This window comes from Desulfoferrobacter suflitae, from assembly GCF_022603395.1.
Taxonomy (GTDB): domain Bacteria; phylum Desulfobacterota; class Syntrophobacteria; order Syntrophobacterales; family Syntrophobacteraceae; genus Desulfoferrobacter; species Desulfoferrobacter suflitae.
Genome location: NZ_JAIBKA010000003.1, coordinates 1 through 21139, shown reverse-complemented (window position 1 = coordinate 21139; position 21139 = coordinate 1). Strand labels below are relative to the sequence as shown.

The 21139-nt window shown below is 56.9% G+C and carries 23 protein-coding genes; 7 read left to right on the top strand and 16 right to left on the bottom strand.

Annotated features, from left to right (window positions below; translation table 11 throughout):
* Positions 1-15 precede the first annotated feature (15 nt).
* The 10 genes from K1V27_RS05635 to K1V27_RS05590 all read right to left on the bottom strand — a co-directional run bounded on the left by K1V27_RS05635 (position 16) and on the right by K1V27_RS05590 (position 8575).
* Positions 16-1470 carry a catalase gene (locus tag K1V27_RS05635; protein WP_258928606.1) on the bottom strand — a complete coding sequence of 485 codons (1455 nt, stop codon included), beginning with the start codon at positions 1468-1470 and terminating at the stop codon, positions 16-18.
* Positions 1467-1943, bottom strand: coding sequence for a Fur family transcriptional regulator (locus tag K1V27_RS05630; RefSeq protein ID WP_258928605.1), 477 nt, complete (start codon positions 1941-1943; stop codon positions 1467-1469). The genes K1V27_RS05635 and K1V27_RS05630 overlap by 4 nt, the downstream gene beginning before the upstream one ends.
* A gap of 365 nt (positions 1944-2308) precedes the next feature.
* A complete protein-coding gene (locus K1V27_RS05625; protein ID WP_258928604.1) occupies positions 2309-2740 on the bottom strand; it encodes a DUF3842 family protein in 432 nt (143 codons plus the stop codon).
* Positions 2741-2891: 151 nt separating this feature from the next.
* A complete protein-coding gene (locus K1V27_RS05620; RefSeq protein ID WP_258928603.1) occupies positions 2892-3080 on the bottom strand; it encodes a CooT family nickel-binding protein in 189 nt (62 codons plus the stop codon).
* Positions 3081-3306: 226 nt separating this feature from the next.
* The gene (locus K1V27_RS05615; protein WP_258928602.1) at positions 3307-4473 is read right to left on the bottom strand and encodes a tetratricopeptide repeat protein; all 1167 of its coding nucleotides are present in this window, start codon (positions 4471-4473) and stop codon (positions 3307-3309) included.
* A 1-nt stretch (position 4474) separates the two neighbouring features.
* Positions 4475-5326, bottom strand: a complete 852-nt coding sequence (locus K1V27_RS05610; RefSeq protein WP_258928601.1) for an energy transducer TonB — start codon at positions 5324-5326, stop codon at positions 4475-4477.
* The gene (locus K1V27_RS05605; RefSeq protein WP_258928599.1) at positions 5323-5739 is read right to left on the bottom strand and encodes an ExbD/TolR family protein; all 417 of its coding nucleotides are present in this window, start codon (positions 5737-5739) and stop codon (positions 5323-5325) included. The genes K1V27_RS05610 and K1V27_RS05605 overlap by 4 nt, the downstream gene beginning before the upstream one ends.
* The gene (locus K1V27_RS05600; RefSeq protein ID WP_258928598.1) at positions 5736-6392 is read right to left on the bottom strand and encodes a MotA/TolQ/ExbB proton channel family protein; all 657 of its coding nucleotides are present in this window, start codon (positions 6390-6392) and stop codon (positions 5736-5738) included. The genes K1V27_RS05605 and K1V27_RS05600 overlap by 4 nt, the downstream gene beginning before the upstream one ends.
* The gene (locus K1V27_RS05595) at positions 6364-7791 is read right to left on the bottom strand and encodes a MotA/TolQ/ExbB proton channel family protein (protein ID WP_258928596.1); all 1428 of its coding nucleotides are present in this window, start codon (positions 7789-7791) and stop codon (positions 6364-6366) included. Before K1V27_RS05595 ends, K1V27_RS05600 begins: the two co-directional genes overlap by 29 nt.
* Before the next feature lie 13 nt (positions 7792-7804).
* Complete coding sequence (locus tag K1V27_RS05590; protein ID WP_258928594.1) at positions 7805-8575, bottom strand: DUF3450 domain-containing protein; 771 nt, start codon at positions 8573-8575, stop codon at positions 7805-7807.
* A 695-nt stretch (positions 8576-9270) separates the two neighbouring features.
* Between K1V27_RS05590 and K1V27_RS05585 the strand changes: the two genes are divergently transcribed.
* The 3 genes from K1V27_RS05585 (at position 9271) to K1V27_RS05575 (ending at position 12962) form a co-directional block, all read left to right on the top strand.
* Positions 9271-10002, top strand: coding sequence for a flavin reductase family protein (locus K1V27_RS05585; protein ID WP_258928593.1), 732 nt, complete (start codon positions 9271-9273; stop codon positions 10000-10002).
* A 14-nt stretch (positions 10003-10016) separates the two neighbouring features.
* Positions 10017-10424, top strand: coding sequence for a tRNA (N6-threonylcarbamoyladenosine(37)-N6)-methyltransferase TrmO (tsaA, locus tag K1V27_RS05580; protein WP_258928592.1), 408 nt, complete (start codon positions 10017-10019; stop codon positions 10422-10424).
* A gap of 363 nt (positions 10425-10787) precedes the next feature.
* Entirely contained in the window at positions 10788-12962 is a 2175-nt protein-coding gene (locus tag K1V27_RS05575; RefSeq protein WP_258928591.1) for a TonB-dependent receptor, read from the top strand.
* On the opposite strand, the gene K1V27_RS05570 is transcribed toward K1V27_RS05575, so the two are convergent.
* From K1V27_RS05570 to K1V27_RS05545, 6 genes are all read right to left on the bottom strand, one after another.
* On the bottom strand, positions 12945-13697 hold the full coding sequence (locus tag K1V27_RS05570) for an ABC transporter ATP-binding protein (protein ID WP_258928590.1): 753 nt from the start codon (positions 13695-13697) through the stop codon (positions 12945-12947). The genes K1V27_RS05575 and K1V27_RS05570 overlap by 18 nt on opposite strands.
* Before the next feature lie 95 nt (positions 13698-13792).
* A complete protein-coding gene (locus K1V27_RS05565; protein WP_258928589.1) occupies positions 13793-14404 on the bottom strand; it encodes an FmdE family protein in 612 nt (203 codons plus the stop codon).
* Positions 14405-14600: 196 nt separating this feature from the next.
* Positions 14601-15542, bottom strand: coding sequence for an oligopeptide/dipeptide ABC transporter ATP-binding protein (locus tag K1V27_RS05560; protein ID WP_258928588.1), 942 nt, complete (start codon positions 15540-15542; stop codon positions 14601-14603).
* Positions 15542-16390, bottom strand: coding sequence for an ABC transporter permease (locus K1V27_RS05555; protein ID WP_258928587.1), 849 nt, complete (start codon positions 16388-16390; stop codon positions 15542-15544). The genes K1V27_RS05560 and K1V27_RS05555 overlap by 1 nt, the downstream gene beginning before the upstream one ends.
* Before the next feature lie 4 nt (positions 16391-16394).
* Positions 16395-17369 carry an ABC transporter permease gene (locus K1V27_RS05550; RefSeq protein WP_258928585.1) on the bottom strand — a complete coding sequence of 325 codons (975 nt, stop codon included), beginning with the start codon at positions 17367-17369 and terminating at the stop codon, positions 16395-16397.
* Positions 17366-18979 carry an ABC transporter substrate-binding protein gene (locus tag K1V27_RS05545; protein WP_258928583.1) on the bottom strand — a complete coding sequence of 538 codons (1614 nt, stop codon included), beginning with the start codon at positions 18977-18979 and terminating at the stop codon, positions 17366-17368. The genes K1V27_RS05550 and K1V27_RS05545 overlap by 4 nt, the downstream gene beginning before the upstream one ends.
* Before the next feature lie 252 nt (positions 18980-19231).
* Between K1V27_RS05545 and K1V27_RS05540 the strand changes: the two genes are divergently transcribed.
* From K1V27_RS05540 to K1V27_RS05530, 4 genes are all read left to right on the top strand, one after another.
* Complete coding sequence (locus K1V27_RS05540; RefSeq protein WP_258928581.1) at positions 19232-19471, top strand: hypothetical protein; 240 nt, start codon at positions 19232-19234, stop codon at positions 19469-19471.
* 369 nt (positions 19472-19840) lie between these two features.
* Positions 19841-20125: a type II toxin-antitoxin system HicA family toxin gene (locus K1V27_RS22745; protein ID WP_353740533.1), complete on the top strand. Its 285-nt coding sequence runs from the start codon at positions 19841-19843 to the stop codon at positions 20123-20125.
* Entirely contained in the window at positions 20112-20432 is a 321-nt protein-coding gene (locus K1V27_RS05535) for a type II toxin-antitoxin system HicB family antitoxin (protein WP_258928579.1), read from the top strand. The genes K1V27_RS22745 and K1V27_RS05535 overlap by 14 nt, the downstream gene beginning before the upstream one ends.
* Positions 20433-20777: 345 nt before the next feature.
* The coding region (locus tag K1V27_RS05530) for a transposase (protein WP_258928577.1) at positions 20778-21139 on the top strand (362 nt) is incomplete at its 3' end.

Sequence of the window (21139 nt, the reverse complement as noted above, 5' to 3'; positions counted from 1 at the left end):
GCAATTTCCCAGCGGTCATGCGCCGTTTACGCCTTGAGCAATGCGGTCGCCAATCTCCCGGTCGATCTTGCGCCAGTATTCGCAGGCACGCTGCAGCACGGGCCCGGACACGCCTTTCTTGAGGTGGCCGACCACATTGGACACCAGCCGATCACGCTGCTCTGCGTCCATGACCTTGCGCACCAGGGTACCGGCCTGGCCCCAGTCGTCGTCATCCTTGCGCAGGGTATATGCGGCACGGATAAATTCCCCGCTGGCCTGCCACACCTCTACCTGCGGATAGCGCTTGGCATCGGCCTGCGGGCCTCCCTTGGAATTTGGTGCATACACCGGGTCGGATACGTTCTCGACGCGCATGGCGCCGTCCTTACTGTAGCTGTGTACAGGGCATTTGGGCCGGTTGACCGGAATCTGCTTATAATTGACACCCAGCCGGGCCCGGTGAGCGTCGGCATAAGAGAACAGCCGCGCGAGCAACATCTTGTCCGGACTGGGACCAATGCCTGGTACCAGATTGTTCGGTTCGAACGCCGCCTGCTCGATTTCGGTGTGAAAGTCGGTTGGATTGCGGTTCAGTACTAAACGCCCGACTTCATGCAGCGGGTAGTCGCTGTGCGGCCACACTTTGGTCAAGTCAAAAGGGTTGAAGCGGTACGTCTCGGCTTCCGCAAAGGGCATGATCTGCATCTTCAGAGTCCAGCTGGGATAATCTCCTCGCTTGATGGCCTCGAACAGGTCGCGTCGATGGTAATCGGCGTCTTCGCCCGCGATTCGGTCGGCCTCCGCCTGGGTGAGACAGTCAATGCCCTGATCGGTCTTGAAGTGGTACTTCACCCAGAAACGCTCCCCCTTGGCGTTGACCCACATGTAGGTATGGCTTGAATAACCGTTCATGTGTCGCCAGGTTTTGGGAATGCCGCGGTCACCCATCAGCCAGGTGACCTGGTGCGCCGACTCGGGCGACAGGGTCCAAAAATCCCACTGCATGTCGTGATCGCGCAGGCCGCTGTCGGCACGGCGCTTCTGGGAGCGAATGAAGTGCTGGAATTTCATGGGATCGCGCAGGAAGAATATGGGAGTATTGTTCCCCACCATGTCGTAGTTGCCTTCGCTGGTGTAAAACTTCAGCGCGAAGCCGCGCGGGTCACGCCAGGTGTCCGGGCTGCCACGCTCGCCGGCCACGGTGGAAAAGCGAATCAGCGTTTCCGTCCTGGTACCCGGCTGGAACACCGCTGCCTTGGTGTAGGCGCTGACATCCTTGGTCACCTCGAAGTAGCCGAACGCTCCGGACCCCTTGGCATGAGGCTGGCGCTCCGGAATACGTTCGCGGTTGAAGTTGGCCATCTGCTCGATCAAATAGTAATCCTGCAGCAAAATGGGTCCATCAGGCCCCACGGTCAGCGAGTATTCATCGCTGGATACGGGGATTCCGGCATCGTTTGTGGTGGGCTTGCGCTCGTCGTTGGTCATGTCAATTCCTCCTTTGTCGGTCCTTCTTTTTCTTTGCAGTCGGCACAAATGCCAAAAAAATCCAGGCGGTACTCCACTATGTCAAATCCGGTTTCAGCGGCCACCTGCGCTGTCATATTCTTCAGGAAGCCAAGCTTCGGATCGGTAATTTTCCTGCAACGGATACAGATCACATGAGGGTGGGGAAAGGGTTTGCCGCCATCGTAACGGTTGCTCCAGTCGGGAAAAGCGATTTCCACTACCTCGTTGATCTGCTTGAGCAGATGAACCGTTTTGTAGACGGTAGCGATGCTGGTTGTGGGAAATTCATGTTTGACCCTTTCATGGACCATTTCTACCGAAGGGTGGTCCTCGCCGGCCGCCAGTATTCTGAGGATGGCCAGTCGCTGTGGAGTTATCCTGCAATCGTGCGCCTTCAGCTTGGCGACCATCTGATCGATGCGTTGTTGGGTGGTGGAGGGGCGAGTATTCATATTTTCCCTATAAGCAGACATCTATTAAAAGAGAATCATTATCAATAACAATACTGTCAACAGCGGATATTGTCAATGCTGAATTTCATGCGGCATGGGAAGTCGAGGGCGGGCCGCCGACCGCACAGGTCTCGAATAAGGATGGAGTGGCAGAGACCGGAGGTTCCTGCCTGCAGCGGGAGGCAGACGGGGCGCGATCAGGGGCGTGGGACGCCCGGAGCCTGTCCGGCAAGGCCGCCCGAAGTCATTCCGACAGCAGTTGGAGCCCCGAAAAGCGCATGATCGCTCGAATATGGCGTGTGTTGCAAGGATCGCGGCACCCTTTCGACCCGTTCTCAAACAGGCTCCAGCAGATGCGAATCAAATTAGGGCTTGCCGCTGGCATCCACAAAGGGTTTCAGGTAGTCGTTCACCAACTGGTCGACCAGGTGCGGCAGAGGTTCACGCACGCTGCCGACGACCAGCACGGGATCCTGGGAAATGGGAAGCAAAATCTTGGTGGCAGTGCAGGACCCCATAGCTTGAGCGATTGCGGGGGTGACCTCACCCATCATGGCGTTTGCGATCAAAATCGAAATGGAACCCACAATGATGTCCGCCTGCCGGGCACAGTGGCACACGGCGTTTTGCCCGGCCGCTCCACGGTTGGCCCCTGCCTTGAGCATCTGAGAAGTTGCAATGGCATTGGTTCCCAGACCCCAGACTTCAACCTGTTCGCCATAAACCTGCTTGATTTTCTTAATAACGACAGAACCGATCCCCCCGCCCTGTCCGTCAATGACTGCTATCCTGAGCAAATTGGTCTCCCGCAGCTGGAAACTTGTCCGAGAATGAGAAATACCTCTCCCCATCGAGGGACAGAGGTTAAATGAAGAAATGAGATTTCAACCCGTTGCCTCCTCATCACAACCCTCTCCATCGAGGGAGAAGGAGCTTTCAGACGGCCGCCTAGTCTTCCTCTAAAACGATGCGGTGCTGCACCAGATTCATTTCCTTTATGTGCCCCCTGATCCAGCGCTGCTCCCCAAAGATACTCTGCATGTACAGCTGATCACCTTCCGGTCGGAGCACTTCGACACTCTGCATAACCAGCTCTTCTTTGCCTTCTCTCGTCAGATAAGCGTGTGCTTCACACATGACATAACCCTCCAGTGCCTGCGATGGATGCTGCAAAATAAAAAAAACCACGAGACCCCCCTGCCCTCTGGTCGGGCGTAAGCCTTCGTGGCCAAATTGAAAACCGCCGGTAAAAATTCGTATGGAGCCAACCGCCTTCAGGCGACCGTTGTGTTATTTTCTAGATCAAAACGCTCCTATGGTCAAGGCAAACTCGTCGAGTGTGCCGCCACGTTGCCTTCGTCCACTAATAATCCAAGGCACGCATTGCCTGCTGAGCCCGGGCTTTGCAGGCATCATCCCAGGCCGCCTTCTGGAAAGCCGAGCGGGCAGCTTCCAGGTCGTCCAGTTCGAGGGCGGTGTAGCCCGACAGCAAGTGGGCCAGGCCGGAAGCAGCATCCAACCGCAAGCCGGCGTTCAGGGCATCCGCCGCCTCCTGCCAGCGACCCGCCTGATAATACAGCTTGCCGATCTCCACATAACGCTCACTGGTTGGATCGAGCTCAATCGCCCGCCGCGCATAATCGATTGCGCCCGCCAGGCGATGCGCTCGCGCATAGGCTCCTGCCATTTCGTCACACTGGGACGCCGAGGGATTCGGACCGAAGGCTTTTACCAAACAGCGAGCCGCCTGCAGAGGAATATCCAGAGCGAAGTAGAGGTTTGCCAGCTCTTTCCATGCCGACCTTTCCGGTCCCTTCAGAACATGGGCGATTTCCAGAGCAACGGCTGCCGTCTTGTAGTCTTTCCGGTTCACCGCGACCTTCGCCAGCAGCTTCCAATCTTCCGCGTCCGTGTGGTACCGATCCAGATACGCCACCAGATGCTGTGCCGCCGCATTCCAGTCAGCCAGATCGATATCCGCATGGATCAACAGCTGCCACCACGACTGCGGCATCTTCTCCTGCTCTTCGAGGATCTGCTGCAGCACCCTGCGGGCCTCTGTTTTCTTCCCTGCTTTGGAGTAACTCACTGACGCCTTGTAGAGAAGCTCCCCGGATTTTTCCTGCGAGATCCCGTGGGCCTTCTCGTACCAGCCAGCCGCTTCCTCCAGGTTGCTCATGGCATAGGCAACACTTGCCAGGTTGGAGCACGACTCGAACGACTTCGGATTCAACTGGAAGCTCTTGTGAAAGGCTCGGTATGCTTCATCAAGGTTGCCCTCATGGTACCAGGCATTGCCCAGAATTTCGTAAGCAGGAGGGGACCCGGCAGTACCGCTGTCTTTCAGGTAATGCTCGATGATCTGGATGGCCCGACGGTACTGTCGGTTGTCGAGGGCCTGCTTCGCCTGGTAAAGTACCTTTTGGGGGTCCTTCCTGGGCGCCTGTGCTTGCAGGTTTTCAGGAACCCAGAAGGAAAGGGACACAAGTCCGACCAGCATTAGTTGAAAGATTTTCGCGCCGGTTCCCATTTCAGCCGCCTGCAAGACGAAACTGGATGGGCAGCACCACCCAGGTGGAAACTTCGCTGCCCTGGTAGACTCCGGGCTTAAAACGCCATTTGGTGACACTCTCCAGAACGGATTGTTCAAACACTCCTTCAGGGTGCGCCTCGATTATTTTCGGCTTGCACACCTTACCACGCCGGTCCACCAGGAATTTCACCGTAACATTTCCCGTCAGGTTGCGTCGCCGCGCCAGCAGAGGATAGGAGGGCTTGTGTTGCTTGATCACCTGCGGCGCCTGATCCACTTCGCCAAGCCCAAATTCCCTGGAATTCAGGTCCGCACCTGCCAAAGCCTGCCCGGCAGCAGCACCCGAACTCTTACCCGGCGTGCCGCTCGTCACCGCAGTACCGGCAGGTGACGCAATCACCTCAGGGAGCACCGACTCTGCCGCTGGAACCTGTGCCGGTCGGGCCGAAAGCCGCTTGGGTTTTGCTTTCGATTTCACTCCTTCGCTCGGCTTGGGAATCTTGACCGGCATCAAATCAGGAGCAATTTCGTGCTGCAATTGCGGAAGCTCTATCTCACTGACGGGTTCCACCTGCGAGTGCACTGCAGCGTCGCTCAGCCGAGGGATCTCGGGGATCTTCTCAGGCTCTGAGGGCAACTCGGGCACGGCAGGTTGTGGCAGCTCCGCGTGTGCAGGTTGGGATGGAACGGCGAAAGCGCCCGCAGCCAGATGAATCGGGCTGGAGATCGTCATTTCTTTACTCGATGGACTCTCGCGGCAAAGAACTGCAATGCCCATGAACAACATCCCGTTAATCAACAACGCGCAACAGATGGGCCAAAAATAGTCGTGCAGTCTACAGCTGTTCATGGCCCCTTCTTCTCGGCCGAGAGGCTGATGTCTTTGACTCCGGCCAGTCGACATGCGTCCAGAATCTGCACAACGATTCCCGTTTCACTTTTCCGGTCGGCAACAATCACCACCGAACTCTGCGGTGTTTCCGCAACAAAGCGATCCATTCGGGCGCGCACGGAACGAACATCGATGGTCTTGCCGTCGATGTAAATGAGCCCCCCGGCATCGACTCCAATGATCAGTTGGACCTTTTCCTTATTGGAAGCGCTCTGCGCCTGCGGTCGATCAATGTCTACTCCGGCTTCTCGCACAAAGCTGGTTGTTACCAGAAAAAAAATCAGCAGGATGAAGATCATATCGATCAGAGGCGCCAGATTGAGCTCCGTGTTGCGAGAGCGACGATAGCGATACGCAGTTGCACGCATCATCGTTCGTCTCCGGGAACCTGCCGGCCGAGCACAGGAGCCAGCTGATAACGGCGGTAAAGTCTCAGTCCAAGCTCATCCAAACGCGCTTGAAAGCGCTCGACTCGACGATTCAGGTAGCTTCCGACGATCAATCCGGGAATGGCCACCGCCAGGCCGCACTGGGTGGTAATGAGCGCCTCGGAAATCCCCGCAGCCAGTGGGCGCGGGTTGCCGGTTCCCACCTGGGAAATGGCATCAAAGGTTGATATCATGCCGGTTACGGTGCCCAACAGACCGAGCAGAGGAGCAATCGAGGCGAGCACCAGGATGGTCGAAACCGATCGCTGGATGTCGTACGACTTTTTTTTAAGAAGAGTGAACAACAGCTTTTTGTCGGCTTTATCCTCACAGCTCCTGCGCGCTTCGAATTCCTTGAGGAGTTGCGTCAGCCATCCCTGTGGCGGTTGCGGCGTTCCATCGGCCCGTGCCTGCGTGTACTGTTCGTAGAGCAGTCGCTCTCGTGTCGCAGCCCGCAGTTCTGCCAGTTTACGCACAATGAGAAACCACATGACCAGGGATAGAGCTGCAATGGGCAAAATGATCTTCCCACCGGCACGCATCAGCTGCAAGGCTTCCCACGGCAAATCAAGCAGCCTGATCCACCATTCCCCCATGAATCCCTCTATTTTTCAGCATCAGAACAGTCAGAGCGGTGCTCTTTTCTTCCATCTCGCCGATGATTGCATCCACCTTGCGCTCCAGCAAATGGTGCAATATCAACACGGGAACGGCGACCGTCAGTCCCAGCTGGGTTGTGATGAGCGCTTCCGAGATTCCTCCCGAAAGCATTTGCGGGTCCCCGGTGCCATGAATGGTAATGGCCTGAAAGGTATTGATCATCCCGCTTACAGTTCCCAACAGGCCCAGCAGGGGCGCCACTGCAGCCAGTACGCTGATGGTTGAAAGGAACCGTTCCAGGCGCGGCAGTTCCTTCATGATCGCCTCTTGCAAGGCGCTCTCTACAATTTCGCGGTCACTGCCCAGGTTGCGCAGACCGGCCCGTAAAACCCGACCAACCGAAGCCCTCTCTTGATTGCAACAGTGCGCCTCACACTCCTGCCAGCGATCGGACTCCGCCAGTTGTTCGATCTCCGCAATAAGCGCCTCCGAATTGGCCTTGGTTCGCAGCAAAAAAATCATACGTTCGATGATCAACAGCAATGCAATCAGTCCTACCAGCAGTATGGGCCACACCAGCACTCCCCCGGAACGAAGCCATGCCAGCCAGTCCTGATCGTTGCCATAGTGGATCAGAGCCTCCCCTCCGGAAAGATCCACCGGCAGCACCGCAGTTTTCCCTTCAAAATAATTGTGTATGCTCTGTTCGTCCCGGTCAAACCAGGAAGAGACGACCGGAACGCCCAGCAGGCTACCTGAAGTCCGGTCGACCTTCAGGAACCCCACCTCGTCGGATCTGCGGTAGAGAGCGTTGATGTCTCCTAAACGCAGTATCTCTCCACTCACTTCGGTTCCGCCGGGGCCGATGAAACTCCCCTCATACCGCTCCACTTTTCCCGACCGGACCATCTCCTCAAAAAGCGTATCAACCAGGCGCTGAACGTCGGCAAGGCTCGGAATCGTCGCATCACCCGGATCGAGCACTGCGGTCTCACTGCCCACAGCAATGAAACTCGCCTCCAGCATCGCAGACACATCCCTTTGAGCAGCCAGATAGATCTCAAGAATCTTTTCCGCTTCACTCCCCCCCTGACGAAGCTGCGCTGCCACGTCCTGTTCTTCCTGCAGCAAACTATCGAACCGCGCTTTACGCTCTGCCAATTTTTGTTCTTCTTCACGCACGGCTTCTTCGACACGGGACAGTTCTTTGAGGAGTTCCTGCCTTTCCCGGTCGATCAAAGCCTGGGCCGTTTCCGCGTCTTTCCCGGCCTGCTCCGCATACGTCCCGGCATACTCTTGCGCCAGGTCCCAGCGGTCGCACCACCCGGCAGCCGGCATCAGCAGGATGAAGAGAACAAAAAGAGCAAGACTGAATTGATAGGCGCTCTGCTGCATCCCTGCAAACTCCTCACGGTACATCATCAGACCCATGTGGAATCGGTACATTGACCAGTTCCGGAGTGCGACTCTTGCCGATCATTTGAATAGCCGACTTGATCTCGTTCAGCGAATCCCCCGGCAATGCCCTCCATGCCCCCGTCTGCGCATCGTATCTGCCCGCCTGCTGCCCATCCAGGGTCGCGTAATAGAGAGCCAAACGACCAAGGCGCAATACCCGCACTTTAGTGGCGCTGCCATCCAGCTCCAGAAAGGTTTCGTACACTTCTGGATATCTGCCGTATTCGGCTTCCACCTGCAACGCTTCCAGCACCCGACGGAATTTTTCCGATGCCGCCAGGTGATAATCCCCCAAGGATTCCTCGATGAACTCAAGCCGCTTTTTCCGCTCCTCCGGCAAAAAAAGCAAGTCCGATTGCACGAAAGCCTTGAGACGCTCGAAGACTGTATTCAGGTATGGCTCCAGACTTCTTTGAATCTCCTGCAGCCCTGCATACTTTTCTTCCGCCTTGCGGATGTTCTCTTCCTGCCGCGTGGAATAGGAAGCGTATTGCTCCCCCTGATAGCGGAGATAGCGCAATTCACTCTGCAAATTGCGAATGCGCGAACGCAGCTCCTCCTGCTCTGTTCTCCAGGCCTCAATGCGCGCCTGCGTCCCCTGCTGCAGAGCCATTGCCTCCTCGATCCGCCTGGTCGCATCCAGTGCTGGAGAGGCACAGTGCGCCCAGCCGGACAGGATTCCCAGCAGCAGCACGACCACAACGTTACATGCAACGTACATGGCCGCTCCCAGGGAAGACAAGCACCAAAGGATGACCCCTCCCCTTCCGTCCTTCACACTTCCTTTGCATCATCCTTCCCCCACATCGTTCCGTCCCCACATCCTTCCAACCGACCCCAAGACCGAGTTGGTCTAAAGGCCGAAGAGTCGGCTTGAATCGGCCCGAGGCACTGAACTCACAGCGCCTGAGTCGACCCCTTTTGGGTCGCTGGTAAACGGTTACCAGAAAATCGTTGGATTGTATACTATTGCTAAAACAAAAAGGCCACGAAAGCCCTGGGGGATTTCTTCCCGCTCAGGCCTTCATGGCCCATTATTGAACGCTAATCGGTATGCGCAACAATGGCCGGGCTTCCTGCCCGATCGTGCGCTATTCTATAGCAATTGAGCCGGGCCCGTGTCAATTGCAAAATGGCATCACCACCGCCGATCTGCGTGATAAGCCGGCCGGCCTGCAATCCGCTGGTACAAGGTGCAAGGCACGTCATCCTCGATAGCGCAGCACATAAACAATTTATTGACATCGGCGCACGGCGCCGGTAAAAGAAGGGCAATAATGCATTCGGTCGGCAATTGCTGCGGCCCGTTTCAACGCAGCGTGAAATAACAAAATCAAGGCCAGGAAGGCTGACAGAGCACAGAGAAGAGTGCCCGCCTTTTTGGCCTTTTTTGGTTTTGCCTGAATTTGGTGATTCTTGCTGAGCAAGACTGCCGTCGTCATTGCGATGCGGGCTGGAATTCGGGGAGTCACCATCAATCACTGGATGCGTTCCGCCCTGGCGGCATTGCGTCGGCACGACAAGGGGCTGAGGGCGGAATCGCAAAATTTTGGTTTTGGCAAGTTGGATTTCACGAAGGAGGAAGCAATGGAACTGGCTCCGGAACAGTTCAAACGATTTTTTCCGTTACCTGTAACGGTAATCACCACCGTCGACCCGCAAGGCACCCCCAATGCCGCCCCGTACAGCTGCGTCATGCCGATTCTGCGGCCGCTGCCGCTGATCGCCCTGGCATCGGCACTGCCGCGCGACACGTTGCGCAATATTCGCAGCGGCGGTGAGTTCGTGGTCAATGTGATGGGCAGGCCGAGCTTCAGCGCCGCCATGAAGTGCGCCAAGAACTACCCTGTTGGGGTCAACGAACTGGCCCAGGAAGGGGTGGCGACCACCTCCGCCAGGAAAGTTCGCCCGCCACGGATCAAGGAGGCCGTTGGCTGGATTGAGGCACGTTTGGAAAATGAGATGATCGGCGACAAGTACTCCCTTGTCGTAGGCCATGTGGTCTGTTCTGAAATGAATGACGCCTACCTGCAGGACGGGCAGCTCAACGAGCTCCCCATGACCCTGCTGATGCCCTACTTCAGGACGGGCGGCGAGATTTACATGAAGCGCGACGACATTGGCGTAGACGACCCTTCAATGCAGTAGTTAAGGAGACAGTAATGCGGATCATTATGGAACCTATCGGGGTAGTACGCACGCAGGCGGAAAAAGTGCCCCGGCATTGGACCGTGTCGGACCTTGAAGGCCGATTGCTGGTCCATGAAGAATATCGCCAGGGTCTGCGGGATATCAAACCCGGTCAGAAGATCGTGGTGATTTTTTATTTTGACCGCAGCCCCGTTTTCAGCCCCGAACTGCTGGTTCAGACTCCACCCCACCGGCGGGAAGCAATGGGAGTCTTCAGCATCTGCTCACCGCACCGGCCCAATCCGATCGGATTATCAGTACTTGAAGTACTGGATGTGGAAGGGTCGGTGTTGCATGTCAAGGGAATCGACATGTATGACGGCACGCCGATCCTCGATATCAAACCGCTGGTCCTGGAAGGCCGGAGCCAGGAGACATGATCTTTAGGTGCAGCAGCATGCAATCAGGGGGCGAATTCCGTAGAAATCCGTAGGTTGGGCTGGGCGGGCCAGTTAATCGTTGGGTTTCGCTGCGCTCTACCCAAGCTACACCTACACCCTTGTGATGCCGCTGCATTTCCGATCCTGGGTTGACAATCGGTTCAAAGCCTGCAGCATGCGGCGGCGATGCCGCCCACTCGTCTAACAGTGAAGCCGGGAAGGCTTCGGTTCGCTCGGAAGAGCGCTGATCCTTCCCGGCTTTTTTTGTTTTCCATGCCCGGAAGCCGCTGTTGAAAACAATTCGCACCGACAGAACAGCTTCAAGGACAACCCATGGATGCTGAGAACAGGAGGAAAGGAAACATGCACCGCCCTTTTACTGTGCTGATTTGTTTGTCCATACTGCCGACCATCGCAGGAGTTGCACGAGCGCAGGAAGTCACCAAACTTGACATGATCACTGTGGAAGCGGAACCGATCAAGGAGGTGCTCCAGGTGACGCCGGAAGGCAACACTCAAGTGATATCCATCGAAGACAACGAGGCTCCGGTGGTCTCCACGATACCGGACGTGCTGGATAAGACCCAGGGAATTGATGTTCAGCGACGCTCCATCCTCACCCCCAAGAGCAGCCAGGTCAGGCTGCGCGGCATGGATGAAAGCCGCTACAACGTTATGCTGGATGGCCGCCTGCTGAACGGCACCGGAGTGTACGGCGGCTTTTATGTCGATTGGAGCACCCTCCCTCTGCTTGCCTGGGAGGATGTGGATGTGAGCAAGGGAGCATTCAGCGCCAAGTACGGCAACACCCTTGGCGGAACCATCGATCTGGTTCCCAAAAGGCCCGGCGAAGAGCTCGAGGTGAGCGTGTCGGGCGGCTACAAACGCTACAATACCTTCGGGACCGGCAATTACGCCGCGATGCGCTACGGTAACGCCGGCGGAGTCATCACCGCGGGGTTCGACAGCACCGACGGAAATCTCAGGAACAGTGAAGCCATGCGGCAGAATTACAGCGGAACCCTCTACTACTATCCGTGGGGCGATGGTGAACTGCGCGCCGCGTTCCGCTACGTGGACGGCAATTTCAACCTGCCGGTCAAGAACTGGAAAGGCACTCCCGGATACGACCCCGATTACCCGGAATCATCCGGAAGCCTGTTGATCGGGCCGGGCATCGTGTTCCCTGCCGGGGATGCCTACGGGGATGGCAGCTATTATACTGAACACAGGTACGAAACGGAGCTGGCCTACCGGCAGACATTGCTCGGCTTCAAGACCGAGGCGCTTGTGTACTACAATCACGTGGATCGAAAGGATGTGCTGACATCCAGAGATCTCAATACAAAGGTTTTGGAACGAACGTCCTCACCGGACAACTCGTGGGGCTGGTCGACCCGCTTCAGTCGGGACCTCGGCAGCAACCTTCTTGGCTTCGGCGGGCAGGGCGTCTATCTGGGCAGTGGAGATCTGCGCAACACCTATGTCAAAGAAGGATATTTCAAGTCTTTCCTGTCCGAATCACCCGCCGAAAACGATGCCAGCAAATGGCATGGATTCTATGTGGACGATACCTGGCGGCCGTTCGAACAGTTGGAACTGTACGGCGGCGTGCGGATCGATAATTTTACCGCCGATACCAGCATCGATGCGGTCACCGCCTACAACAACGGGAAACCCGCCGGCTACGAAACTGTTCACGCCAAGTTCAGCGCCATAACTCCTCTACCGAAATTCGGGGTCGTCTATCGCCCCGTCGAGCCGTTGGCACTCTTTGGCCGGGTAGCGCGTGCCGCCCGCTTCCCCACCACCCCTGAATTCTACTGGTACTATGGAGGCTACCGTCCGGAAGTGGATCCTGCCGGCGACATTGCTCGCAAAGAGCTCACCAACGAGGATGCTGTGGAATTTGAAACCGGCCTGAGTTACCAGTTCATGTCGGATGCCACCGTGTGGCTAACCTACTATAACTACCAGGTGGACAACTACATCCGGACCATATTTGGCTATGCTCCCAGCCGCATCGTCTACAACCTGGACGGAGTCCAGTTCCATGGCGTGGAATTGGCGGCGGATGGGCGCATATGGGGAGATTTTTATGCTTTCGCCAACTTCACTTTTCAGAAGACTCACAAGGACGGGGACGTTTTTGATGGGAGCAACAAGCTTTCCGATTCCCTCTCCGAACTGCCGGAATACAAAGCCAATTGCGGTCTCAAGTACCAACGCCGGGACGGGACCCTGGCAAGCATTGCCTACCGCTATGTTGGAGCGCGCGACGTGCCCATCATGGATGATGCCAATATGGCCGCCGGGGTTCCCGTTGGGAGTCCGGTTGCTCTGAAGAACCTGGGGGCCTTCGGCACAGTGGATCTGTTGTTTCGCTATCCGGTTTTCCGGTACGCCCTGGGAGACCAGCAATCCACGGCGCTTCTGTCAGCGGGAGTGGAAAACCTGCTGGATAAGAAATACGTCGAGGAATACTACTTCCCGGCGCCGGGTCGAAGTTTCAACGTGAGTCTACAGTTCAAGTTCTGAATTGGCCGTACAGAAGGACCTGGCCGCAGCCATGAGACTGCGGGTGATGGGCCGCACAGGATGGGCGAGAATGGCCTGAGGAGCCCCCTCCTCCACAATCTCGCCGGTTTCGAGAATGGCCAGATGGTCGGCCACATAGCAGGCGGAGGCAAGATCGTGCACGGTGATGAGCACCGCCGTGCCGCCCTCGGCAAGCCCGCGCAGCAGGTTGAGAATGCCGATGCCGGCTGAAGCATCGAGCATCGAAGTGGGCTCATCGGCCAGCAGCAAAGCAGGTTCCGTAACAATGGCACGGGCAATGGCCACACGCTGCCGCTGCCCGCCGGAGAGCTGCCCCGGGTAGCGGTTGACATAGCTTTCGGCAGGCGCCAGGTTGACCGCAGCAAGAACCTGGCGCACCCTGTCATACAGGTTTTCCTTGTGCCCTTTAATCCGCAGGGGCTCAAGAATCGTGTCCACCACAGACAGGTGAGGCGAAAGCGCCGAGTAGGGATCCTGAAACACCAGCGACATGGCCTGTCGCCCCTGGTGGGTTGCCTTCAAGGGCAGCACCATGCCCTGAAACTCCGCCGCACCCGCATCCGCCTCCAGAAGGCCGGCAATGATATGGAACAGGGTGCTTTTGCCCACGCCCGAAGGCCCCACCAGCGCAACCACCTGCCCTCGCCGCACCACAAGCTCCACACCCTTGAGAATCTCAACCCACTGTCTGCCTGCCTTAAACCGCTTTGTCACGCCTTCCAGGCTAAGAATGGGGGGCGCGGCTTGGTCAGCGCACTCGACAGGCGGCATCCGACTTGTCGCTCGCCCATGCCCGGCAAATCCAAGCATCACCAGCCCCGACCGTAGCTTTCGGAACAGGGAATGCACGCATGCTTGCCGTCCCGGATTCTGGCCCGAGGCTCCATCACCGGTTCACCGCAATAGGCACAATTGACCGATTTGAAAATGCGCGCTTTCTCAGGAACCTCCGGTGAGACATCGGTGATAGTGAAAATCGCGTCGAGATCCGCCGCCAGTAATTCCGCCACCTTTTCCTTCTGAAAGGCCCAAAAAGTCTGACGTTCTTCCTCGGATGCCCGGCCGCCCAATACTTTCTGAAAAACCGCCTCCTGGTCCGGGTTCCGATTAAAGAGTCCGGGTTTTGCCGCAACCCGCACGGCCCGACCGCGTTCCCGGCAGATGATGGTGTACACCTGTTTGCCGTGGTCCCGGTAAATCAGGTTGCCCTTTCCAAGAGTACATCCAAGCATCGCCTGGATCGCATCTATGCCGCAGCCGTCCGATTCCACGATGGCCACCAGTTCCTCATCTTCCGGCCGGGCCACGTCAAGACGCGCCTGAGCCGCTTTGGCGGCGCGATAGCCGATGGCAAGACCGGGGCACATGTGACCGTGAAATCGAATCACTTCCTGAAGGTCCTGTGGGTATTCCGTGCTCATCGTTGTCCTCCCTATATTTAAGGTTAGCCTGCAACTCAATGCACCCGGCAATGCCGGAACCAAAACGCCGGATCCCAAGATGCAAAGGCCAAACCATCACGCCATGACGTGAAAGATGACCAATGCATCCGCTTCTCACTTCAAAATATATCATCAGGAGCAAGGCCTGCTGTTCATCATTTTTACCCGGTCGCCCCTAATCCACCGCAAAGCACCTCACTTTGGACTCTCCCCTCGCCACCAGAGAAGGGATTTCATGCCTGCAGTGGCTGTGCGCCTGCGGGCAGCGCTCGAAAAAGCCGCAGCCCTTCGGCATTTGCGCAACGGGAACGGCATGGCCGGGGATACCGCAACGGCTCAAAGGAGGATCTCCCAAGCGGATATTGGCGGCCACCAGTCCGCGCGTGTAGGGATGGCGCGGGGCACCGATCATGCGCGCGGGCAATTCCTCCACCACTTCACCGCGGTACAACACCACGATACGGGTTGCCCAACATGCCGCGATGCCCATGTCATGGGTGAACAGCAACAGCCCGGCCCCCGTCGAACCCGCCCAGGCAGTGAGAAAATCGACAAGCTTTCTGCGATTGAGCTCGTCCAGAGCATTGGACGGTTCATCCAGGAGCAGCACCCGGGGGTTGTTCAACAGTGCCAGAATGACGGCCATACGCTGCTTCTGCCCGCCGGACAATTGATGGGGATAGTGAGACCACAAAGCAACGGGCAGTTCGAGCGACTCACTGAAAACCGACACCCGTTCCGTCACATCCCGAAACATCAATCTTTCCGGACTGTTTTTGGCCATCACTTCGCGCGCCGATTTCCAAAGTTTTTGGGTGGGATGAAAGATGTTTTGCGCATTTTGCGGCACCAGGGCTATGTCGCGGTAGTAGAACTGCACCCGCTCCGCAGGGGAAAGATGCAACAGATCGGTCCTGCCAAAGCTCACCCGGCCGCAAACAATATGCTGTCCCGGCAGCGGATGGCCGAGCAGGCCGCAGGCCAAACTCGTTTTGCCTCCGCCCGATTCGCCCACAACCGCCACCCGTTCCTGCTTGCCCAGGTCCAACCCCACGTGCCAGACCGGGAAAATGCACTTGCGCGTGACCTTCAGTGTCAGATCCCGCACCGTCAGCATCACTCGCCCTCCTGCCGTCGCAGCGCCTCATCCAGCCCGTATCCCAGCAGGGTACAGAAAAACACCGCCAGGCTCACCATCATTGCAGGCGGCACCAGCCACCAGGTCCACGCCGGCATCCACAGCAAACCGGGATAGTCGAGGGCACCCCGAATCATCGTACCCCAGCTTTTCAGGGTGGGGTCGCCCAGCCCAAGAAAGCTCAAACCCGCTTCGGCCACGATGGCATAGCTGGCCGCCATGGCGCTTTTGGCCAGCAGCAGAGGAAACAGTTCGCGGATGAGATGGCGGTGCAGGACATACGTGAAGCCGCCCCCACAAAAACGCACAAAACGAATCGAGTCCTGCTCGCGCAGGGCCAGGACCTGGGAGCGTATGGTGCGCGCCACACCCGGCCAGGAAAGAAAAATCAACACGGCAGTCACATTCAACAGGTGCGGACGCAAAAATACCGCCAGCAGAATAATCATGGGCAGCCGCGGAATGGCCATCAGCACATCCACCAGGCGCATCAGAAAAACGCCCAGACGCCTGGGATAATACCCGGCGGCGGCGCCGATGAAGAACCCGCAGGAGGATGAGCCGATGCTGACAGTCAACGCCACCAGCAGAGACACTCGGCACCCGCAAAGGACCTGGCTGAAAATATCCTGGCCCAGGCCGTTGGTCCCCAGGGGATGCAACAGACCTGGCGGCATGAGGCTGGCCCCTGCTACCGCTTCCGGCGGGTAAGGGCTCCACACCAGGCTCGTCAGCGCCAAAACGGTCAAGCCCATAACCCCCAGCAATCCGACCCGTCCAGCCGACCGGCTCCACAGCGAAGTTGTCACATGCTTCCAGTTATGCACGGCCTCACACCTCTTTGACCCGTGGATCAAGGCTCATGTACAGACAGTCGGTCAGAAAATTGACGGCAATGATCCACACGGTGAACACCAGAAACGCTCCCTGCAAAAGCGGATAGTCGTGGCTCAAAACCGCTTCGTAGATCAATCGTCCGACCCCGGGATAGGCGAAAAGCACCTCGATGAGTATGGCACCGCCGGCCGAATACGCCAGACGCACTCCAAAAAAGGTGATGAGCGGCAGCAATGCGGTGCGCAGCACATAGCGGTAGCGGATGATCGGCTCGGGCAATCCCTTCAAGGCAGCCATCAGAACGTAGGGTTCCTGGCTGACCAGCAATACCGAACTTCTCACCACCAGGTAGGCGGAAAAAAAACTCGACGTGCTCAGAACCAGCACGGGCAGTGCGGCATGGTGGGCGATATCGAGCACTTGCCACACCCCTTCGGCATCCGAAAAAGCGCTGTAGGCGCCACTCAGGGGGAACAGGGGTAATTTTACGCCAAGTAAAACGAGGAGCAGACTGCCCAGGACAAAGGACGGCACGCTCTCAAAAAAAACTGCCGGAAGCAGCACCCTCCACTCCCCGTTTCTTCTTTTGGCCGATCGGGTCCCGAGCAACACTGCTGCACAAAAGCTCAGCACAAGGGAGCTCAAAGTCAGCAGCAGGGTCCATGGAAAACGCTGCAGCAGCAGGCTGTTGACCGGAGCACGGTAGCTTATGGAATAGCCCAGCTGGCCGGTCACCAGCCCTTCGAGATAGCGCCGAAACTGTTCCAACAGCGGTCTGTCCAGGCCATAATAACTTTGCAACGCTTTGAGAGTCTCGGGGTCGAGCTGGATCGGCAGATTGCCCAGACCGCTGCTCAGCTCCTCCAGAGGATTTCCGGGAATGGCTCGCGGCAGCAGGAAATTGAGCGACACCGCCACCAGAAAAACCAGCAGGTAGGTTGCCGCACGTCTTTGCAGGTGCCTGCTCACGATCGCTTCCCCCGGATGAAGACCAACTTGTTGTACGGGGACGGTATGCCGATTCCGACTCCCCCTTGAGCGGTATAAAACCAGTTGTCCAGGACGGTGCTGCGATACACGCTGAACCAGACGGGATAGTAGAGGGGGAGAGTGGGCAGCTGCTGCGCATAGATGCGCTGCATCCTGCGGCACAATTCCATGCGCTGCGGCAAATCCGGGCAGGTCAGCAGCTGTTCTGCCAAAACGGTGTATTCCGGGATCGAGGGAGCTGCGAAATTGCGCGCTCTTCTTGCCACCGCTCCAAAGCCCATAATCACCGAAGGGTCCGCTCCCAGTCCGCCATGGCCGGTAAGCGCCAGGTCAAACCGCCCTTCCCGGACGGAGGCGTCCAGGCTCTTCACGTCCATCGCCTTGGGCTGCACCGGCAGACCTATCTTTTCCAGCATCAGCTTCACTGCCTCCGCTTCGCGCAGGTACTGGGGCGTGGTAATGAGAGTGAAGCGCAGAGGAGCTCCGTCCTCTCCTTCACAGACCTGATCCCCATCGCGATCTTCTATGCCGTTCTCGCGCAGCAGCGCTGTTGCTTTGGCGAGGTCGTGCGGGTAGAGATGCTGCAGCGCTGCATCATGCCAGCTGGAATCGGGAGGCAGAAATCCCGGATTGCCGGGCTTGGCTCCCTGCAGCCCGCCCGGTACAGCCTGGCGGATCAATGCGTCGCGTTCGACGGCATAGGCCAGCGCCTGGCGCACCCCTGTGCGGGAAAAGGGATAGCGCTCGTCGTTGAAACGCAGCGTCAACACCCAGTAGGAAGGGCCTGAAACCATGGCGAAATCCTCACGGTTGGTGAATCGCGCCAGCAGTGATGCCGGTACACCCCCTTCATCCACCAGGCCTCTTTCGAGAGCCGCCACCGGATCACCCACTGGCACAAAGACAATTTTTTCGATGCGCGGCGGCCCCAGGAAGAAGTTCGTATTGGCCCGGTAGGCATAGGCGCCCTGCGCCTTGTCGTAGTGGCTGAGGCGGTAGGGACCGCTGCCGACTGCCCGCTCAAAGGTTGCACTCGAGCGCGGATCTGCCACATCCTGCCAGATATGTTGCGGAATGATGGGAACGTTTCCCGCCACTTGAGTCAAAAAGGGCGCGTACGGCCTGCGCAAGCGGAACAGTGCAGTGTCATCGTCGACTTCCAAGACGGTCGCAACGGCATCCAGATCGAACCACTCCACCGGATGCTTTCGCAAATAGTCAAAAGTAAAACAGACGTCCCGGGCGGTAACGGGCTTTCCGTCCTGCCATGCGGCTCCGGGGCGCAGGTGAAAAGTCCATTCCAGGCCGTCCGCACTCCTTTGCCAGCGTTCAGCCAGCCACGGAATCAAGCCTGTGGCGTCCTTCCAGACAAGGGTGTCATAGATCAGGCTCAAATGAATATAACCCGGCCCTCTGGGGTAAAACGTGAAAGGAGTGGGAACCCCCCAGTCACCCCCTGCCAGGTGGAGCTCACGGGATGCTTGTGCCGCCGGCTTGGATGGATCGCCTGTGGAAGCTTTATCATCCCCGCTGCACGCGCACACGGCCAACAGCCAGATCAGAAATACGATGCCTGATCGATGTGTCACGGTTCGCTGTTCTCCCTGTTGCTGGGGTTGCTTCTCGCCCTAAATGCAAAAGGCCCATCCACCCAAATCTTTGGGGTTCAGGGCCTTCTTGACCGCATAAAACGGAAAACGTGTCGAATTCAGCGGCACTGGGTCCGGCTTTTCCAGCAGACCGCGCCACCCAATCCTCTTTGATAAACTTACCAGCCCGGCTTCTTGCCGGATTCACCTATCTTCGTTACCACAACTTGCTTACCCAGCGCAACGCAAATCGTGAGCGGCCGCAGCATCGAGCAGCGCACGTTCACTGATTTCGATTCTCCGCCGAGTTGGATACCGGGCTTTCGCTTTCCCTTGTGCTCGGAGTTCCAAACCGCCACCAACCCCAAAACCAACCTGGCCCGGTGCTTCCGCTGTCAGAAAAACTTCAATCCAATCGACATCGTCATGGCCGTCAATTGCTGCAACTTCCGTGAGGCTGTTGAAATGATCGACGGCTTACAAGACTGCTAAAATACGCACCTCTTCCCTCTCAAGCTCCCAACAACTTGTGGGGGAGGACATCTTCATCTAAACTGGGACTCTTAGAGTCAAGTATTGTGAGACGTAGCAGTGTGGATAAAGCTGGCGGAGACGTAGCTGCTCGAAAGAGTGATGTTCATGGTGGGCAGAGGAAACCGAACCCCGCTCCGAGCGGGGCCGGAGTAATCAGCCGAATCCCGCTTGCAGCGGGATTCGTGATCCGTATGCCAGGTGGTGAGGGAGGAGGGAAGCCGCGAGGCTTCCCCCTATCCCGATTAGCAGACCCTGTCGCCCAGCGTCATCGTCCCCTGATGCAAATTCCTGCTTCCCTTATGCGAGGTGGTGTCATATATTGGCACTATGGAGCTGAGCAACAAACACAGAAGAACACTTCGTGCCACCTTTGAGGATCCAATCCGCTCCGACATTGCCTGGACGGATATCGAGACTTTGCTCGTTGCATTGGGTGCCGAACTGAGTGAAGGGAGAGGTTCCCGGGTTCGGATATATCTCAACGGAATTCGAACCGTGTTTCACCGTCCTCATCCACGCAAAGAAATAGAAAAGGGAGCACTTAAATCTATGAGACGATTCTTGAAAGAAGCAGGTATCAGTCCAGAGGAACAGAGCCATGTTGAAATATAAGGGTTACACGGGTCAGGTCGAATATGATGACGAAGCAGGCATCTTTCATGGTGAGGTATTGGACCTGAGGGATGTGATTACCTTCCAGGGCAAGAGCGTTGCGGAGATAGAACTCGCCTTTCGCGAGTCCATCGACGACTACCTCGAGTTTTGCGAGCAACGTGGGGAAGAACCAGATAAGCCGTTTTCCGGTCGGCTCATGCTTCGCTTGCCCCAAGATTTGCATCGGAAAGCCTATGTAAACGCTCAACGAGAAGGCAAAAGCCTCAATCAATGGATCGCCGAGAAGCTGGAAAAAGCCTGCTAACAAAGGGCTCAAGCGGAACCGACCCACGCCGGGCGCATTTTTCGGTGCTTATTTCGAGCCCATTGGCGGCGTGGTTCGGTCCGCTTAGCCCTGCCGTTGGGCTCTAACCGGAGGTCCTCGTGACCAGCAGTGGCAATGAAAATGAGATTCCAGAGATTGGAGCCGATGACTTTGCACGACGCTTCTCATTACGTGCAAAGAACCTAATGTGGTTACTAGGAGCTTGTCCGAGAACACATGACATTATGTATATAATGTAATATAGCAATAATATATTAAATACACTTGACAATTAGCTCGCATATCCATAGGATGATACTGGCTAAAATTAGAGAGGATAGCAGTATGCGAGTTCCGTTCAAGAATGATCCTGTAAAGTTTAATCAGAGGTTGCTGTTTCCTTCGAGCGTGTTCGATTTACTGCCGAAGGACCACGAGTGCTTCGTCTACGATGACATTTTCAGGCAGCTCGACATCTCGAGTATCGAGAAGAAGTACAGTTATTTGGGGCAGAGAGCCTTTGATCCCAGGCTGATCGTTGGCATCCTGCTTTATGCGTACAGTCGCGGGGTATTCAGTTCTCGCCAGATTGAGAGGAGATGCCGTGAAGATTTGAGCTTTATGTATATATCGCACATGAACTGTCCTAACTTCAGAGTGTTGAGTGATTTCAGAAAGGACAACCCGGATTTTCTGAAGGAATGCTT